This is a genomic window from Streptomyces syringium, from assembly GCF_017876625.1.
Lineage (GTDB): Bacteria > Actinomycetota > Actinomycetes > Streptomycetales > Streptomycetaceae > Streptomyces > Streptomyces syringius.
Window position 1 is genome coordinate 5,524,363 of sequence record NZ_JAGIOH010000001.1, and the last position, 15,206, is coordinate 5,539,568.

Here is a 15,206-nt window from a genome sequence, read left to right on the forward strand (position 1 = left end):
CCTCGCGGGCTTTGCCCCGGGCGGGACGTCGCGACGACGGCCCGCCCCCCGGCGGCCGCCCCGCCTTCATCTGGTCAGCGGCATGGCCGCCAACTCCCCGACCACCCAGGTCAGCGGGGCCATCACGGCCACCAGTGCGCAGGTCCGCACGGCGGCCGCACTGCGCAGCAGGGAGGCGGGGATGCCCAGCCGCAGCAGCGTCGCCGCGGTGTCGGCGCGGGACTGCCGGGTGTCCAGGGCCGCGGTGAGCGCCGTGGCCGTCACACAGGCCATGACGAGCGCCGCGCCGAGACCGGTGAGGGGGCCGAAGGGGCGCGCACCGGAGGGTTCCCAGGCCGCGCCGTACAGCTCGACGGCCACCAGGGCGCCCGAGGCGACGGCGCAGAGCACACCGAGCGGTCGGCCGAGCCGTGGTGCCGCGTCCTGCAGTATGCGTCCGGCCAGCAGCCGTACGGGCCCGGGCCGGCCGGCCGACAACAGGACCCCGCACCAGTGGGTCAGCCCCGGTCCGGCCAGACAGAAGCCGAGGCACGCGAGCAGCCAACCGCCGACGAGCCCGGGGGAGGCGCCTTCTGCCCGGCCGGGCAGATTCAGCAGCGCTTCGGCGGGGGGTGCCGATCCGTCACTCGCGTAGGACTCCAGGGCGAGGCCGGTGGCGACCACGGCGACCCCCCAGGGCAGGCCGCTGTACGTGCGCTTGGCCTCGGGGGCCTTGACGGCGGGTGAGGCGTCGTCGGCCCCGGGGCCCTCCGGGGACTGCTCGCCGGGGCGCAGCATGACCGCGCACGCCGCGGCGGCCAGCACCGGCAGCAGGGACAGCAGGGTCAGGACCGCGGCCCAGGGCAGGGGCTCGCCCCCGTCGAGCAGCTTGGTCGCGGAGCCGCTCAGCGACGTCAGGTGGAGATTGCCGCGCAGTTCGAGGTAGATGAGCAGTGCGGCGCAGCTGCCGACGGCGCAGGAGAGCGCCGTCGAGACGGCGGCCAGCAGCGAGAGCGCCACGGGGCCGAGGCCCACCGCGTCCAGACCCTCCCGGAGGCGGATGGCCGGGTCCGTGCGGGCGACGGCGACGGCGAACTGCACCACGGCGGCCAGCGGCACCACACACCACAGGAGCCGTACGACCGAGCCCTCGGCCTCCTTCGGGTGGGCCACCGCGTGCCCCAGGGTGCACAGCAGCAGGAAGCCGACTCCCGCCGCCGCGGCGGCGACCAGCAGCCGGCGCAGCAGGACGAGCGGGTGCGCGCCGCGCGCTAGGCGGAGACTGAGCACGCGGCCCTGCCCTCTCCGCCGGGCGACTCGGGCGCCGGGATCGCGCCGCCGCGGCGGCCGTCGGTCAGGGTGACCGTGCGGTCGGCGAGGGTGGCGCTCTCGTCGTCGAGCGTGGCGAGGACGACCGTGATCTGGTGCGAGCGCGCGGCGGTGGTCAGGGTGCGCAGCACCTGGGCCCGGTCGGTGGTGTGCAGCGGGGCGGTCGGCTCGTCCGCGAAGACCACGGTCGGCTCGCCCGCCAGGGCCCGGGCGATGGCGATCCGCTGGCGCTGCGCCTGGAGCATGGCCTTGGGGCGCTTGCGGGCGCAGTCGCCGACGTCGAGGCGCTCCAGCCACTCCCCGGCGGTCCGCTTGGCGGCACGGTGGCCGATGCCGCGGGCCAGCAGGGGCAGGGCTGCGTTCTCCCAGCCGGTCAGCTCGGGCAGCAGGTGCGGTTCGCTGCCGATCCAGCCGAACCGCTCGCGGCGCAGCCGCTCCCGTGCGGCGCGGGAGAGGGTGTGCACGGGCGCGCTGTTGAACCACACCTCGCCGGGGTCGGGCACGAGCTGGCCCGAGAGGCACTTGAGGAGTGTGGACTTTCCGGAGCCGCGCGGCCCGGTGACGGCGAGGATCTCGCCTTCGCGGACGCCGATGGAGACACCGGCGAGAGCGGGGGAGCCGCTGTAGGCGTAATGCAGACCGCGTGCCCAGAGCACGTCGTTGTCCGGCGGGGCCACCATGTCGAGCACCTCGGGTCGCTGAAGGGTCCGTTCCCCTGTCCGGGTGAACGAACCGGGAGGCCATTGGGTCACTGGCACCGTACGGAACGGGGATCCTAGCCTCCGCCCAGGCTCGACGCGGGAGCGGCTCAGTTTCCTCCGGTCGGGCTCATCCCGGAGGGTCGTTTTTGAGCCGGAGCCCGTCGGAGCGCATCCGAGCGGCACGCGCGAGCGGAGGTGCGACGGCGCGCGGGCGGGGACGGGCCGGAGCACCGGGGACGCCGGGACATGCGGAAAACCGTGGTCCCCCGCGCGCGTGGTGGGGTGTGGGGGTGCGCGCGGGGGACCACGGCCGGGGGACGGGCCGGTGGGCTGCCCGTCGAGTCCGGATCAGAGCAGGGCCGACGGCCCGGTCAGATCTTCGTCCAGGCCTCGGTGAGCACGCCGCGGACGATCTGCTCGATCTCGTCGAACGTCGACTGATCGGCCGTCAGCGGCGGCGAGAGCTGGATGACCGGATCGCCGCGGTCGTCGGCCCGGCAGTACAGGCCGTTCTCGAAGAGCTTCTTCGACACGAAGCCGTAGAGCAGCCGCTCGCACTCCTCGGAGGTGAACGACTCCTTGGTGGCCTTGTCCTTCACGAGCTCGATGCCGTAGAAGAAGCCGTTGCCCCGGACGTCACCGACGATCGGCAGGTCGTGCAGCTTGGACAGGGTCGACAGGAACGCCGACTCGTTGTCCAGCACGTGCTGGTTGAGGCCCTCGCGCTCGAAGATGTCGAGGTTGGCGAGCGCGACCGCTGCGGAGACCGGGTGGCCGCCGAAGGTGTAGCCGTGCAGGAACGTCGCGTCGCCCTTGTAGAACGGCTCGGCGATCCGGTCGGAGACGATGGTGGCGCCGAGCGGGGAGTAGCCCGACGTCATGCCCTTGGCGCAGGTGATGATGTCCGGGACGTAGCCGAACTTGTCGCACGCGAACATCGTGCCGAGACGGCCGAAGGCGCAGATGACCTCGTCCGAGACGAGCAGCACGTTGTACTGGTCGCAGATCTCGCGCACCCGCTGGAAGTAGCCGGGGGGCGGCGGGAAGCAGCCGCCCGCGTTCTGCACGGGCTCCAGGAAGACGGCCGCGACGGTGTCGGGGCCCTCGAAGAGGATCTGCTGCTCGATCTGGTCGGCGGCCCAGCGGCCGAAGGCCTCGGGGTCGTCGGCGTGGATCGGAGCGCGGTACAGATTGGTGTTCGGGGCCTTGTGGGCGCCGGGGACCAGCGGCTCGAAGGGGGCCTTCAGCGCCGGCAGGCCGGTGATGGACAGGGCGCCCTGGGTGGTGCCGTGGTAGGCGACGGCCCGGGATATGACCTTGTACTTCGTGTGGTTGCCGGTGAGCTTGTGGTACTGCTTCGCCAGCTTCCAGGCGGTCTCGACGGCCTCGCCGCCGCCGGTGGTGAAGAAGACCTTGTTCAGATCGCCGGGAGCGTAGTTCGCCAGTCGCTCCGCCAGCTCGATGGCCTTGGGGTGGGCGTAGCTCCACAGGGGGAAGAAGGCCAGTTCCTGCGCCTGCTTGTTGGCCGCCTCGGCGAGCTCGACGCGGCCGTGGCCGGCCTGGACCACGAAGAGTCCGGCGAGACCGTCGAGGTAGCGCTTGCCCTTGTCGTCGAAGATGTAGGTGCCCTCGCCGCGGACGATGGTCGGCACGGGGGCGTTCTCGTACGACTGCATGCGGGTGAAGTGCATCCACAGGTGGTCGTACGCCGTCTGGGAGAGGTCCTTGCTCACGGCTATCGGGTTCCCCATGTGTAGGTCTGCTTGCGGAGCTTGAGGTAGACGAAGCTTTCGGTGGAGCGCACACCCGGAAGGGTCCGGATGCGCTTGTTGATCATTTCCAGGAGGTGGTCGTCGTCCTCGCAGACGATCTCGATGAGGAGATCGAAGGAGCCCGCGGTCATGACGACGTACTCCACCTCGTCCATCGCGGTCAGGGCGTCGGCGACCGGGTCGAGGTCGCCCTCGACGTTGATACCGACCATCGCCTGCCGCCTCAGTCCCACGGTGAGCGGGTCGGTGACGGCGACGATCTGCATGACGCCCTGGTCGAGAAGCTTCTGTACGCGCTGCCGGACCGCGGCCTCGGAGAGGCCGACGGCCTTGCCGATCGCCGCGTACGGGCGGCGCCCGTCCTCCTGGAGCTGCTCGATGATCGCCAGGGAGACGGCATCGATCGGCGGCGTGCCCTGCACGCCTTTCGGATCTGCGCTACGAGTGGCCACGAGCACCACTGTGCATGGGACTCGGCCGTCTCGCAACCCCAAAGCGATGAAATTCGTTGCGAGCGCCATGGGATTTAACTGAATCCGTTGTTCATGGCTGACGGGTATGTCGAAAGCGTTGCCCCAGTGACTAGGCTGTGTCTCATCCATCGGACATCAGACAGGAGGGGTGGCACAGTGACCACCGAGCTGCGTCGTTTGCGCAACTACATCGCGGGGGAGTTCCGGGACGCCGCCGACGGCCGCACCACCGAGGTGGTCAACCCGGCCACGGGCGAGGCGTACGCCACCGCCGCGCTGTCCGGAGCCGCGGACGTCGACGCGGCCATGGCCGCGGCCGAGGAGGCGTTCCCGGCCTGGCGGGACCTGGTGCCCGCGGAGCGGCAGAAGGTTCTCCTCAAGATCGCCGACGCCTTCGAGGCGCGGGCGGAGGAGCTGATCGCTGCCGAGTCCGAGAACACCGGCAAGCCGATCGGGCTCACCCGCAGCGAAGAGATCCCGCCGATGGTGGACCAGATCCGCTTCTTCGCCGGTGCCGCCCGACTGCTGGAGGGCCGCTCCGCCGGCGAGTACATGGAGGGGCTGACCTCCATCGTCCGGCGTGAGCCGATCGGCGTCTGCGCGCAGGTCGCGCCGTGGAACTACCCGATGATGATGGCCGTGTGGAAGTTCGCCCCGGCGCTCGCCGCGGGCAACACGGTCGTCCTCAAGCCCTCGGACACCACCCCGGCCTCCACCGTCCTCATCGCCGAGATCATCGGCGGGGTGCTGGAGGAGCTCGGCCACCCCAAGGGCGTCTTCAACGTCATCTGCGGTGACCGCGAGACCGGTCGGCTGATGGTGGAGCACCCGGTGCCGGCCATGGCCTCGATCACCGGTTCCGTACGGGCCGGCATGCAGGTCGCCGAGTCCGCCTCCAAGGACCTCAAGCGCGTCCACCTGGAGCTGGGCGGCAAGGCGCCGGTCGTCGTCTTCGAGGACGCCGACATCGCCAAGGCCGTCGAGGACATCGCGGTCGCCGGTTACTTCAATGCGGGCCAGGACTGTACGGCCGCGACCCGGGTGCTCGTGCACGAGTCGATCCACGACGAGTTCGTGACCGCGCTGGCCAAGGCCGCCACGGACACCAGGACCGGAGCTCCGGACGACGAGGACGTGCTGTACGGCCCGCTCAACAACGCCAATCAGCTCAAGCAGGTGAGCGGCTTCATCGAGCGGCTGCCCGCGCACGCCAAGGTCGAGGCCGGTGGCCACCGGGTCGGCGAGAAGGGCTTCTTCTACGCCCCGACCGTCGTCTCCGGGCTCAAGCAGGACGACGAGATCGTCCAGCACGAGGTCTTCGGTCCGGTCATCACCGTGCAGCCCTTCACGGACGAGGCGCAGGCCGTCACGTACGCCAACGGGGTCGAGTTCGCGCTGGCCTCGTCGGTGTGGACCAAGGACCACGGGCGTGCCATGCGGATGTCCAAGAAGCTCGACTTCGGCTGCGTGTGGATCAACACCCACATCCCGCTGGTCGCCGAGATGCCGCACGGCGGCTTCAAGAAGTCCGGCTACGGCAAGGACCTCTCCGCCTACGGCTTCGAGGACTACACCCGCGTCAAGCACGTGATGACCTCGCTCGACTGACGCCCGCTCGGCTGACGCCCGCCGTCAGCAGTTCGTCCGCCGTCGCCCCAGGGCGCGGCGGACGGTGGCCCCACCGGAATTCCCGGGGGGCCACCGTCGTTTCACGGCCCGTGCCTCAGGCCCCCGGTTCGCGCCTGCCTCAGGCCGCGCTGCCCGGCCCGTACAGCCGCAGGAACGTACGGACGCCCGTGGCGACGATCGAGTCGATCTCGGCCTCGGGCATCTCCAGGGCGCCGAAGAGCGATTTCTGGCTGACGTCCGAGACGGCCAGCAGGGCGAAGTGGCGCGCCGCGAGGTCCGGGTCGTCGACGTCGAGCAGCCCCTCGTCGGCCAGCTCGCCCAGGCGGTGGGACAGCCCGCGGAAGGCCGCCCGGGGGCCCGTCTCCTGCCAGGCCTCGATGACGTCCGGGGGCAGATGGCCCGCTTCCGCGTGGATCTGGCGCACGAGCGCGAAGTGGTCCGCGAACTCCCGCGGCGGCGAGGCCCAGTCGAGCCCGAAGGCGGTGAGGTCCCGCTCCAGGTCGGTGATCCTGTCGAGGTGGCGGCCCAGCATCTCCCGGTGCCAGGCGGCGACGGACGAGGCGCTCTCGATGAGGACGGAGCGGAACAGCTCCTCCTTGTCCGTGAAGTGGTTGTAGATCGTGCGCTTGGACACCCCGGCCTCCGCCGCGATGGCGTCCACGCTCGCCCGGGTGAAGCCGTCGCGCGCGAACACCGTGCGGGCCGCCCGGGTGATCGACCGGCGTTTCTCCGCCAGGCCGCGGCGCGGGCGCACGGCCGTCGGCTCCCGGTCCGTCGGCTCCTGTGCTGCGGGCATCGCCGCTCCCTTCCAGAAATTGCACTGTTCGGTTTACCTATTGCACTGCACGGTGTAGTTTACCTGTATGCCTTCGGAGTCCTCGCGGACCCGGCGGCCCGGCCCCGTCGTGACGGTGCTCGTGGTCCTGCTGGGTTTCCTCACGCTGTCCATGTCCATGTCCGGTACCACCGTCGCCATCCCGCGCATCGGCGAGGATCTGCACGCCTCCGGGGCGGCCCTGCAATGGGTGGTGACCGGCTACTTCCTGACCGCCTCCTCCTTCATGCTCGTCTCCGGCTCGCTCGCCGACCTCTTCGGGCGGCGCCGGATATTCACCACCGGTGCCGCGGTCTACACCGCCGGGGCCCTGGGCAGCGCGGTCGCGAGCGACATCGCCCTACTGGATGTCGCCCGCACGCTCTCCGGCGTCGGCGCGGCGGGCGTCATGGCAGGCGGTGGCGCGCTGCTGGCGAGCACCTTCCAGGGCGCCGCGAGAACGCGGGCGTTCGCCGCGATGGGCACCGTGGGCGGAGTCGGCCTCGCCATCGGTCCGACGCTGTCGGGCTGGCTGGTCGGCGGGCTCGGCTGGCGCGTCACCTTCGGCCTCTTCGCCGGGATCGGCCTGGTCATCCTCGCGGGCTCCGCCTTCGTGGCCGAGTCCCGGGCCGACCACCGGCCGAAGGTCGACCGGCCCGGCGTGGCGACGTTCATCAGCGGCCTCGCCCTGCTGATGTTCGGCATCACCCAGGGCGCGCAGGCCGGCTGGGGGAGCTGGCGGGTCCTCGGCCCGGTCGCCGCGGGCCTCGCGCTGCTGGTGGCGTTCGTGGGCGTGGAGCGGCGCAGCGACCACCCGGTCCTCGATCTGACGCTGCTCCGCGACCGCCGCTTCCTGGGGTGGTGCCTGGCGGCCCTGACCGTTCCCGTCGGCTCCGCCGGTGTCCTGGTCTTCCTGCCGACCTACCTCCAGGGGGTGAACGGCGTCTCCGCCCGCGACGCGGGGCTGACCATGCTGATGCTGACCGCGCCCGTCCTCTTCCTGCCCGCGCTCGGCGGACGGCTGGTCAACCGCGGCATACCCGCCCGCCGTCTCGCCGGCCTCGCCCTGCTGCTGCTCGCCGGCGGAAACGCCTGGCTGACCGTGCTGCACCCTGGCATAGCCCCCCTCGCGCTGCTCGGCCCGCTGCTGTGCCTGGGCGTCGGCAACGGCCTCGTCCTCGGTATCATCGACGCCCAGGCGATGAGCCTGGTGGAGCCGGCCCGGGTCGGCATGGCCGCGGGGTTCCTCAACACCGTCAAGGGCGGGGGCAACGCACTCGTCCTGGCCGTGATCGGCGCGGTGCTGACCAGCCTCGTCCAGGCCCGTACGGGCTCGGCCGAGCTGGCCGGGCGGATCGCGGCGGGCGACCTCTCGGGCCCCGGGCGGGAACTGCACGCCGCGCAGTTCACCGACGCCTGGCATCTCGTACTCTGGTCGGCTGCCGCCCTGTGCGCGCTGAGCGCGCTCACCGTCCACACGCTGCTCGTCCGGCCCGCCCGGCCCGGCAGGGTGCCGGGGACCGAGGGCGTCTCCCGGACAGGCCGTACCTTGTCCGCCAAGATCTGACCAGCCATCCTGCCGGAATGCGAGTGAACGCCGTGAAGTCCCTGACCCGCCGGTCCCTGCTGCGCACTCTGGGCGCCGGCGTCGGGGGCGCCGCTCTCGCCGGCTGCGGGGTGCCGGCCGCGTATGTGGGACCGGGGGACCGGGCCGCGACGGATCGCTCCGGCAGCGACAAGCGTCTCGTCTTCGCCAACTGGCCGCTCTACATCGACACCGACGAGGAGGACGCGGAGGTCCGGCCGACGCTGGCGGAGTTCGAGAAGGCCAGCGGTGTGTCCGTGAAGTACACCGAGGAGATCAACGACAACGACGAGTTCTTCGGGAAGGTCAGCCCGGCCCTGATGAACCATCAGGACACCGGCCGGGACCTCGTCGTGGTCAGCGACTGGATGTGTGCGCGCTACGTCCACCTGGGATGGGTGCAGGAGATGGACCGCTCCCGGCAGCCGAACGTCACCCGGCACCTCGACCCCCTGCTGCGCAAGCCCCCCTTTGACCCGGGGCGCAAGCACGCCGTCCCCTGGCAGTCCGGCATCACCGGCATCGCCTACAACCGCAAGAAGCTCGGCCGCGAGATCCGGCACACCTCCGAGCTGTGGAAGGACGACCTGCGCGGCCGGGTCACCCTGCTGGCCGGGCTGGACGAGGCGTTCTGTCTGCTCATGCAGGGCAACGGCGCCGATGTCACCCGCTGGACCGCCGACGACTTCCACACCATGACCGATCAGCTGCGCCGTCTCGTCCGCAAGCGCCACATCCGCCGCTTCACCGGCAACGACTACATCAAGGACCTCTCCTCCGGCGATGTCCTGGCCTGCCAGGCGTATTCCGGTGACGTCATCCAGCTCCAGGCCGACAACCCCGACATCGAGTTCGTCGTCCCGGAGGAGGGTGCGGAGCTGTGGGCCGAGAGCCTGATGATCCCCAACCTCGCCCGCCACAAGCGCAACGCGGAACAGCTCGTCGACTACTACTACCGGCCCGACGTCGCCGCGCGGCTGGCCGCCGCGGTCAACTACGTCTGCCCCGTGCCGGCCGCGCGTGAGGTCCTCGCCTCCTCGAAGGACAAGGAGCTCGCGGAGCTGGCCGGGAACCCCCTCGTCTTCCCCAGCGACGACATGCGCAAGCGCCTGGCCACCGCCCGCGACATGACCTCCAAGGAGCGCCCCGGCTTCGCCAAGGAGTGGAACGAGATCGTCGGCCTGTGACGGCTCAGCCCGGCATCAGCGAGCGCAGGGCGTCGATGCGGTTCGTGGTGATCGCGTCCACACCGGCGGCCAGCAGCCGCCGCATGGTGAAGCGGGTGTCCGCCGTCCACGCCGAGACCAGCAGCCCGTCGGCGTGATTGCGGGCGACCAGCTCCGGGCCGACCAGCCCGAAGCGGTAGTTGAGCCAGCGCGGACGCAGCTCGGCGAGCAGCGTCGCGCGGGGCGGGGCGACGCTGGTCCAGGAGAGCGCGGTCTCCGCCTCCGCGTCCGCGCGGCGGACGGCGAGCATCGAGGCCGGGCCGCCGCAGTAGTACACGCGGTCGGCGGCGCCGCTCGCGTGCACCTCGGCGACGGTCTCGGTGACGGCCGAGGCGTCCGGCAGATCGATGAACAGCCGCCCGGTGCCGGAATCGGCGAGCGCCTCACGCAGGGTCGGCAGCTCGCCGTCGGTCAGTTCGCGCAGTTCGGCGGCCGAGATCGCGGAGAGGCGCACATCGTGGCGCCACAGCCGCCACAGGTCCGCGTCGTGCAGCAGCACGGGCACACCGTCGCGGGTCAGCCGGACGTCGATCTCCACCGCCCCGGCCCCGGCCCGCAGTGCTGAGCGGATCGAGGGAAGGGTGTTCTCGCGGTGGACGTACGGGTCGCCGCGATGGGCGACGGCGGTGAACGCGGTGGCGGGGGCGGCCGGTACGGCGCCCGCCCCCATGGCGTCGGCGCCCCGACCGCCGGTGCCCTTACTGCCGGTGTCCTTGGTGTCCGTGATGACCATGGGGTCATTGTGGTGGGAGCCGGGTCTGGGCGGGGCGGTTCGCCGCGCTGGCGCCCTGGCCTGTCCACGCGCCTCGGCCCGCCCCTGCCTTCGCGTCCGCCCCTGACCCCTCCGTGCCCGCCCTGCCTCTGGCGCCCGCCCCGCCCCGTCCGGTCAGCCGCGCGAGAGCGCGGTGTAGGCGTCGATCTCCTTGGCCAGCGCCGCCTTGCCCGCGGTGTCCATGAAGGACGCCTCGACGGCGTTCTTCGCGAGGGCCGCGACACCGGTCGCGTCGAGGTCCAGCAGCCGGGCGGCGACCGCGTACTCCGTGTTGAGGTCGGTGCCGAACATGGGCGGGTCGTCGCTGTTGATCGTGACCAGCACGCCCGCCGCGACCATCTCCTTGATGGGGTGGGCGTCCAGATCGGCCACCGCGCGGGTGGCCAGGTTCGAGGTCGGGCAGACCTCCAGCGGGATGCGCCGCTCCGCGAGATGGGCCAGCAGCTTCGGGTCCTGGGTGGCGCTCGTGCCGTGTCCGATGCGCTCGGCGCGCAGATCGACGAGGGCGTCCCAAATGGTCTGCGGCCCCGTCGTCTCCCCCGCGTGCGGGACGCTGTGCAGCCCGGCGGCGATGGCCCGGTCGAAGTAGGGCTTGAACTGCGGCCGGGGGACACCGATCTCCGGGCCGCCGAGCCCGAAGGAGACCAGGCCCTCCGGCTTCAGGTCACAGGCGATCCGGGCCGTCTCCTCGGCGGCGGCCAGCCCGGCCTCGCCCGGAATGTCGAAGCACCAGCGCAGCACCACACCCAGCTCCGCCTCCGCGGACTTCCGGGCGTCCTCGATCGCCTCCACGAACGCCTCGTCCGGGATGCCGCGCCGGGTCGAGCTGTAGGGGGTGACGGTGAGTTCGGCGTAGCGGATGTTCTGCCGGGCCATGTCACGGGCGACCTCGTACGTCAGCAGACGTACGTCCTCCGCGTCGCGGATCAGATCGACCACGGACAGGTAGACCTCGATGAAATGCGCGAAGTCGCGGAAGGTGAAGAAGTCCGCGAGGGCCTCGGGGTCCGTCGGCACCGGCGAGTCCGGGTGGCGGGCCGCCAGCTCGGCGACGATGCGCGGGGACGCGGAGCCGACATGGTGGACATGCAGCTCGGCCTTCGGAAGCCCGGCGATGAACGAGTCGAGTACGGACATGCACGGCCTCCAGGGCGGTTCGGTAGGTGCCGATCATCGTATGCGGGGCGGGCGCCACCGCCGTGCTCAGGCCTTAGCATGACGGGATAACGACAGGGGAGGGACATGTCCGACAAGGACGCGCAGCCGGAGCAGCGGGACACAGACCCCTGGGCTCCGCCGGAGCACCGCGTGCCGCTGGAGAAGCCCGGCACCCGGCCCGCCTGGGAGCCGCCGACGGACGCCGCCGCGCCCGCCCCGGCCCCCTCGCCGCAGCCCACTCAGGCGGCCATGCCCGCCGCCGCGCCGGCCCCCGCTCCCGCCGGGCCGACGCCCGGCAGGGTGCCGCCCGTGCCGCTCGCGCCGACCGGCCCGGGGACGCCGAGTGCCTACCCGGGCGGCAGCCCGTACGGTCAGGCCCCCTACGCTCCGCCCGGCTACCCGCAGCCGCCCGCGCGGCCCTACGGGCAGCAGCAGCCCCCTTACGGACAGCCGCCGTACGGCCAACCCCCGTACGGGCAGGCGGGCTACGGCTATCCGCCGGCCGCCGCCTACGGGCAGGGCTGGCAGGCGCCCCCGATGGCACCCAACAACGGCCTCGGTGTCGCCGCGCTCGTGCTCGGCATCATCGGCACGGTCCTGTGCTGGACGCTGGTGTTCAGCTTCATATGCGGGGTGCTCGCGATCGTCTTCGGCGCGATAGGCCGCGGCAAGGCGCGCACCGGAGAGGCGAACAACGCCGGTCAGGCCCTCGCGGGGCTGATTCTCGGCGGCGCGGCGCTCGTCGCCACCGCCTTGATGGTCGTCGTCTACATCAACATCGACGAGCAGGAAGACACCCGCTACGCCCCCGACGACCCCGACGCGACCTACGGCGCCTATATGCCGGCGCCGCCCGGGCCCGCCCCGCTCGTGTTCCCGGCGGCCGCCAGCCGCTGACGGGCCTCCATCAGCGCGAAGCCCAGCAGATTCTCCCCGAGCCACCGGCCGGGGTCCTGTGCCCGCTCGTCGTCGGCGGCCAGGCCGATGCCCCAGATCCGGTCGAGGGGACTGGCCTCCACCAATACCCGGTCCCCGGTGCCGAGCAGATAGGCACTCAATTCCGGGTGCTGGGCGAATTTGTGGACGCTTCCCCCGACCACCAGCGCGAACCGGTGCCGCCGCCACGTCTCCTCGTCGAATCCGCGCACCGAACGGCCCGCGTCCTTGGCCTGCTTGGGGTGGCCCGCCGCCAGCACCCGGGCCTCCGCCTCCGCGTCACCGAAGAGCCGGGCCTTGCCCGCCATCATCCAGTGCTCGGCCGTGGCGTAGACGACACCGTCCACCGAGAACGGCGACTCCCACCACTGGCTGAAGCAACCGGGCCCCGCGCTGCCGTCCCGGCGCGGCCGGTGGCCCCAGAAATAGACGTACTTCACGCGCTCCCCACGGGCGAGCACCGCCCGCAGTTCCGCGACCGAACGCGGACCGTCGGCAACCGCTCCCGGCGCCGGGACCGACGCGTTGCCCATGTCGTGTTGCACGCTGCTGCCCCCGTTGTCGTTCACGCCGTCATTCTGTCATCGGGCACCGACAGCGGGCTCGACGAGGAGTCGGCGGCCCGTGGGTCCCAGCGGCCCGCCCGCCATCCCCGTGATCTATGGCCATAGCATTACGCGACGTCATTTTCGCGGAGGAGCCACCATGTCCGGTTACCAGCAGAACCCCTATTCCGGGCCCCAACCGCCGCCCGCGCCCCAAGGTCACGGCTACCCGGTGGCGCCCCCGGTCCAGCCCTACGGGCAGCCGGGTGGCCACCCCGGATATGCGATGGCGACGCAACCGCGCAACGGGCTGGGCACCGCGGGCATGGTGTGCGGCATCGTCGGCGCGGTGTGCGGCCTGACCTTCGTCCTGTGGTTCTTCGCTCTCGTCCTCGGCGTCCTGGGGATCGTCTTCGGCGGTATCGGCCGGTCCCGGGTGACGCAGGGGGAGGCGGACAACCGCGGTGCCGCGACCGCCGGCATCGTCCTCGGCATCACCGCCCTGGTGCTCCCGTTCCTGTGGTTCGCCCTGGCCATGACCCTCCTGCGCGACCTCGGCCCCCTGCCCGACTAGGGCTGCCGACCGCCGTGCCGACCGCCGCAAACTGATTCCGTCGCCAATCCAAAACGCCGCGACGGAATCCCTTGTTGTGAGCCGGAGCCTCTGCCAGGATCGACACTCGATACCGGTTGGAGCTACGCCCGTCCGAGGTCATCGCGGTCGGCGGAGGAGTGCGTCATGAGTCAACGGTTCGACGCCGCGGAACGATTCGCCGAGGGCGCGCAATACATCGGCGGCAGCCTGCGGGCCGGGACCTCCGGCCGCCGGCACGCGGTCGTCGACCCGGCGACCGGGGCGGAGATCCTCGACTACGAGCTGGCCGGGGACGCCGACATCGACGCGGCCGTGACCGCCGCCGAGCGGGCCTTCCCCCAGTGGGCGGGCGCCACCCCGGGCGAGCGCTCGGACGCGCTGCACCGGTTCGCCGCCGTGCTCGCAGAGCAGGCCGGGGACTTCGCGCGCGCCGAGTCGGCGCAGTGCGGCAAGCCGCTCCGGCTCACCACCGAGTTCGACGTGCCGGGCACGGTCGACAACACCGCCTTCTTCGCGGGCGCCGCCCGGCACCTGGAGGGCAAGTCGGCGGGGGAGTACAGCGCCGACCACACCTCGTACGTCCGCCGGGAGCCGATCGGCGTCGTCGGCTCGATCGCGCCCTGGAACTACCCCCTCCAGATGGCCGCCTGGAAGGTCCTGCCGGCGATCGCCGCGGGCAACACCATCGTGCTCAAGCCCGCCGAGCTGACCCCGCTGACCTCCCTGATGTTCGCCCGGGCGGCCACCGAGGCCGGAATCCCGGACGGGGTGGTCAACGTCGTCAGCGGGGCGGGCAAGGACGCCGGCGAACGCCTCGTCGGCCATCCGTCCGTCGCCATGACCTCCTTCACGGGCTCCACCGCCGTCGGCAAGCGGGTCGCCGAGCTCGCCACCACCACGGTCAAGCGGCTCCACCTGGAGCTCGGCGGCAAGGCTCCCTTCGTCGTCTTCGACGACGCCGACCTGGAGGCCGCCGTCCACGGCGCGGTCGCGGGCTCGCTCATCAACACCGGCCAGGACTGCACGGCCGCGACCCGCGCGTACGTGCAGCGACCGCTGTACGAGGCGTTCGTGGCCGGCGTGGCCGATCTGATGGCCACCGTCCGGCTCGGCGACCCCTTCGACGACCGGACCGACCTGGGCCCGCTGATCTCGCACACCCAGCGGGACCGGGTCGCCGACTTCGTCGACCGGGCCCGCTCGTACGCCACCGTCGTCACCGGCGGCGAGGCCCCTGGCGGGGAGCTGGCCAAGGGCGCGTACTACCTCCCCACGCTCGTCACGGGCGCCCCGCAGGACAGCGAGATCGTCCAGGCCGAGATCTTCGGCCCGGTGCTGGTCGTGCTGCCCTTCGACAGCGACGACGAGGGCATCGCCCTGGCCAACGACACCCCCTACGGACTCGCCGCCTCCGCGTGGAGCCGGGACGTCTACCGCGCGGGCCGGGCCACCCGGGAGATCAAGGCCGGCTGCGTCTGGGTCAACGACCACATCCCGATCATCAGCGAGATGCCGCACGGCGGCTACAAGGCCTCGGGATACGGCAAGGACATGTCGGTCTACTCCTTCGAGGAGTACACCCAGGTCAAACACGTCATGTACGACAACACGGCGGTCGCGAGAAAGGACTGGCACCGCACGGTCTTCGGCGCGCGCTGAAAAACGCCGGGCGGCAATTCCCGGCAGTGCGGC

At 71.8% G+C, this 15,206-nt stretch carries 14 protein-coding genes; 6 read left to right on the forward strand and 8 right to left on the reverse strand.

All coding sequences use genetic code 11. The features are described 5' to 3' along the window. Positions 1-66 precede the first annotated feature (66 nt). The 4 genes from JO379_RS24780 to JO379_RS24795 all read right to left on the reverse strand — a co-directional run bounded on the left by JO379_RS24780 (position 67) and on the right by JO379_RS24795 (position 4,233). On the reverse strand, positions 67-1,269 hold the full coding sequence (locus JO379_RS24780) for a hypothetical protein (RefSeq protein WP_130880161.1): 1,203 nt from the start codon (positions 1,267-1,269) through the stop codon (positions 67-69). Then, positions 1,251-1,988: an ABC transporter ATP-binding protein gene (locus tag JO379_RS24785; protein WP_130880162.1), complete on the reverse strand. Its 738-nt coding sequence runs from the start codon at positions 1,986-1,988 to the stop codon at positions 1,251-1,253. Before JO379_RS24785 ends, JO379_RS24780 begins: the two co-directional genes overlap by 19 nt. Before the next feature lie 392 nt (positions 1,989-2,380). Beyond that, positions 2,381-3,760: an aspartate aminotransferase family protein gene (locus JO379_RS24790; RefSeq protein ID WP_130880163.1), complete on the reverse strand. Its 1,380-nt coding sequence runs from the start codon at positions 3,758-3,760 to the stop codon at positions 2,381-2,383. Next, positions 3,745-4,233 carry an Lrp/AsnC family transcriptional regulator gene (locus JO379_RS24795; protein WP_130880164.1) on the reverse strand — a complete coding sequence of 163 codons (489 nt, stop codon included), beginning with the start codon at positions 4,231-4,233 and terminating at the stop codon, positions 3,745-3,747. The genes JO379_RS24790 and JO379_RS24795 overlap by 16 nt, the downstream gene beginning before the upstream one ends. Before the next feature lie 177 nt (positions 4,234-4,410). On the opposite strand from JO379_RS24795, the gene JO379_RS24800 reads away from it, so the two are divergent. Further along, positions 4,411-5,862, forward strand: coding sequence for a gamma-aminobutyraldehyde dehydrogenase (locus tag JO379_RS24800; RefSeq protein ID WP_130880165.1), 1,452 nt, complete (start codon positions 4,411-4,413; stop codon positions 5,860-5,862). Positions 5,863-6,001: 139 nt separating this feature from the next. On the opposite strand, the gene JO379_RS24805 is transcribed toward JO379_RS24800, so the two are convergent. After that, entirely contained in the window at positions 6,002-6,679 is a 678-nt protein-coding gene (locus tag JO379_RS24805) for a TetR/AcrR family transcriptional regulator (RefSeq protein WP_130880166.1), read from the reverse strand. Between the two features lie 67 nt (positions 6,680-6,746). Between JO379_RS24805 and JO379_RS24810 the strand changes: the two genes are divergently transcribed. Beyond that, on the forward strand, positions 6,747-8,264 hold the full coding sequence (locus JO379_RS24810; RefSeq protein ID WP_130880167.1) for an MFS transporter: 1,518 nt from the start codon (positions 6,747-6,749) through the stop codon (positions 8,262-8,264). A gap of 17 nt (positions 8,265-8,281) precedes the next feature. Further along, positions 8,282-9,469 carry a polyamine ABC transporter substrate-binding protein gene (locus tag JO379_RS24815; RefSeq protein WP_242626270.1) on the forward strand — a complete coding sequence of 396 codons (1,188 nt, stop codon included), beginning with the start codon at positions 8,282-8,284 and terminating at the stop codon, positions 9,467-9,469. A 4-nt stretch (positions 9,470-9,473) separates the two neighbouring features. Here the strand turns inward: JO379_RS24815 and JO379_RS24820 are convergent, their stop codons facing one another. Further along, complete coding sequence (locus JO379_RS24820; protein WP_130880341.1) at positions 9,474-10,178, reverse strand: glycerophosphodiester phosphodiesterase; 705 nt, start codon at positions 10,176-10,178, stop codon at positions 9,474-9,476. 216 nt (positions 10,179-10,394) lie between these two features. Further along, positions 10,395-11,417 (reverse strand): adenosine deaminase, encoded by a 1,023-nt coding sequence (locus JO379_RS24825; RefSeq protein WP_209517031.1) that lies wholly within the window; start codon positions 11,415-11,417, stop codon positions 10,395-10,397. A gap of 105 nt (positions 11,418-11,522) precedes the next feature. Here JO379_RS24825 and JO379_RS24830 point away from each other — a divergent pair, with 105 nt between their 5' ends. Further along, positions 11,523-12,335 (forward strand): DUF4190 domain-containing protein, encoded by an 813-nt coding sequence (locus JO379_RS24830; protein ID WP_130880169.1) that lies wholly within the window; start codon positions 11,523-11,525, stop codon positions 12,333-12,335. On the opposite strand, the gene ybiA is transcribed toward JO379_RS24830, so the two are convergent. Continuing rightward, positions 12,275-12,907 carry a riboflavin biosynthesis intermediates N-glycosidase gene (gene ybiA / locus JO379_RS24835; RefSeq protein WP_209518852.1) on the reverse strand — a complete coding sequence of 211 codons (633 nt, stop codon included), beginning with the start codon at positions 12,905-12,907 and terminating at the stop codon, positions 12,275-12,277. The genes JO379_RS24830 and ybiA overlap by 61 nt on opposite strands. 172 nt (positions 12,908-13,079) lie before the next feature. Here ybiA and JO379_RS24840 point away from each other — a divergent pair, with 172 nt between their 5' ends. Then, positions 13,080-13,493, forward strand: coding sequence for a DUF4190 domain-containing protein (locus JO379_RS24840; RefSeq protein WP_130880170.1), 414 nt, complete (start codon positions 13,080-13,082; stop codon positions 13,491-13,493). Positions 13,494-13,658: 165 nt separating this feature from the next. Beyond that, the gene (locus JO379_RS24845; RefSeq protein WP_130880171.1) at positions 13,659-15,173 is read left to right on the forward strand and encodes a gamma-aminobutyraldehyde dehydrogenase; all 1,515 of its coding nucleotides are present in this window, start codon (positions 13,659-13,661) and stop codon (positions 15,171-15,173) included. Positions 15,174-15,206: the final 33 nt, after the last annotated feature.

What these genes read in the sequence shown, in the direction of transcription:
- JO379_RS24840 (WP_130880170.1), top strand. Translation starts at nt 13,080, where the DNA reads ATGTCCGGTTACCAGCAGAACCCCTATTCCGGGCCCCAACCGCCGCCC.
- JO379_RS24830 (WP_130880169.1), top strand. Translation starts at nt 11,523, where the DNA reads ATGTCCGACAAGGACGCGCAGCCGGAGCAGCGGGACACAGACCCCTGG.
- JO379_RS24815 (WP_242626270.1), top strand. Translation starts at nt 8,282, where the DNA reads ATGCGAGTGAACGCCGTGAAGTCCCTGACCCGCCGGTCCCTGCTGCGC.
- JO379_RS24790 (WP_130880163.1), bottom strand. Translation starts at nt 3,760, where the DNA reads ATGGGGAACCCGATAGCCGTGAGCAAGGACCTCTCCCAGACGGCGTAC.
- JO379_RS24845 (WP_130880171.1), top strand. Translation starts at nt 13,659, where the DNA reads ATGAGTCAACGGTTCGACGCCGCGGAACGATTCGCCGAGGGCGCGCAA.
- JO379_RS24810 (WP_130880167.1), top strand. Translation starts at nt 6,747, where the DNA reads ATGCCTTCGGAGTCCTCGCGGACCCGGCGGCCCGGCCCCGTCGTGACG.
- JO379_RS24820 (WP_130880341.1), bottom strand. Translation starts at nt 10,178, where the DNA reads ATGGGGGCGGGCGCCGTACCGGCCGCCCCCGCCACCGCGTTCACCGCC.
- JO379_RS24785 (WP_130880162.1), bottom strand. Translation starts at nt 1,988, where the DNA reads ATGGTGGCCCCGCCGGACAACGACGTGCTCTGGGCACGCGGTCTGCAT.
- JO379_RS24805 (WP_130880166.1), bottom strand. Translation starts at nt 6,679, where the DNA reads ATGCCCGCAGCACAGGAGCCGACGGACCGGGAGCCGACGGCCGTGCGC.
- ybiA (WP_209518852.1), bottom strand. Translation starts at nt 12,907, where the DNA reads ATGGGCAACGCGTCGGTCCCGGCGCCGGGAGCGGTTGCCGACGGTCCG.
- JO379_RS24825 (WP_209517031.1), bottom strand. Translation starts at nt 11,417, where the DNA reads ATGTCCGTACTCGACTCGTTCATCGCCGGGCTTCCGAAGGCCGAGCTG.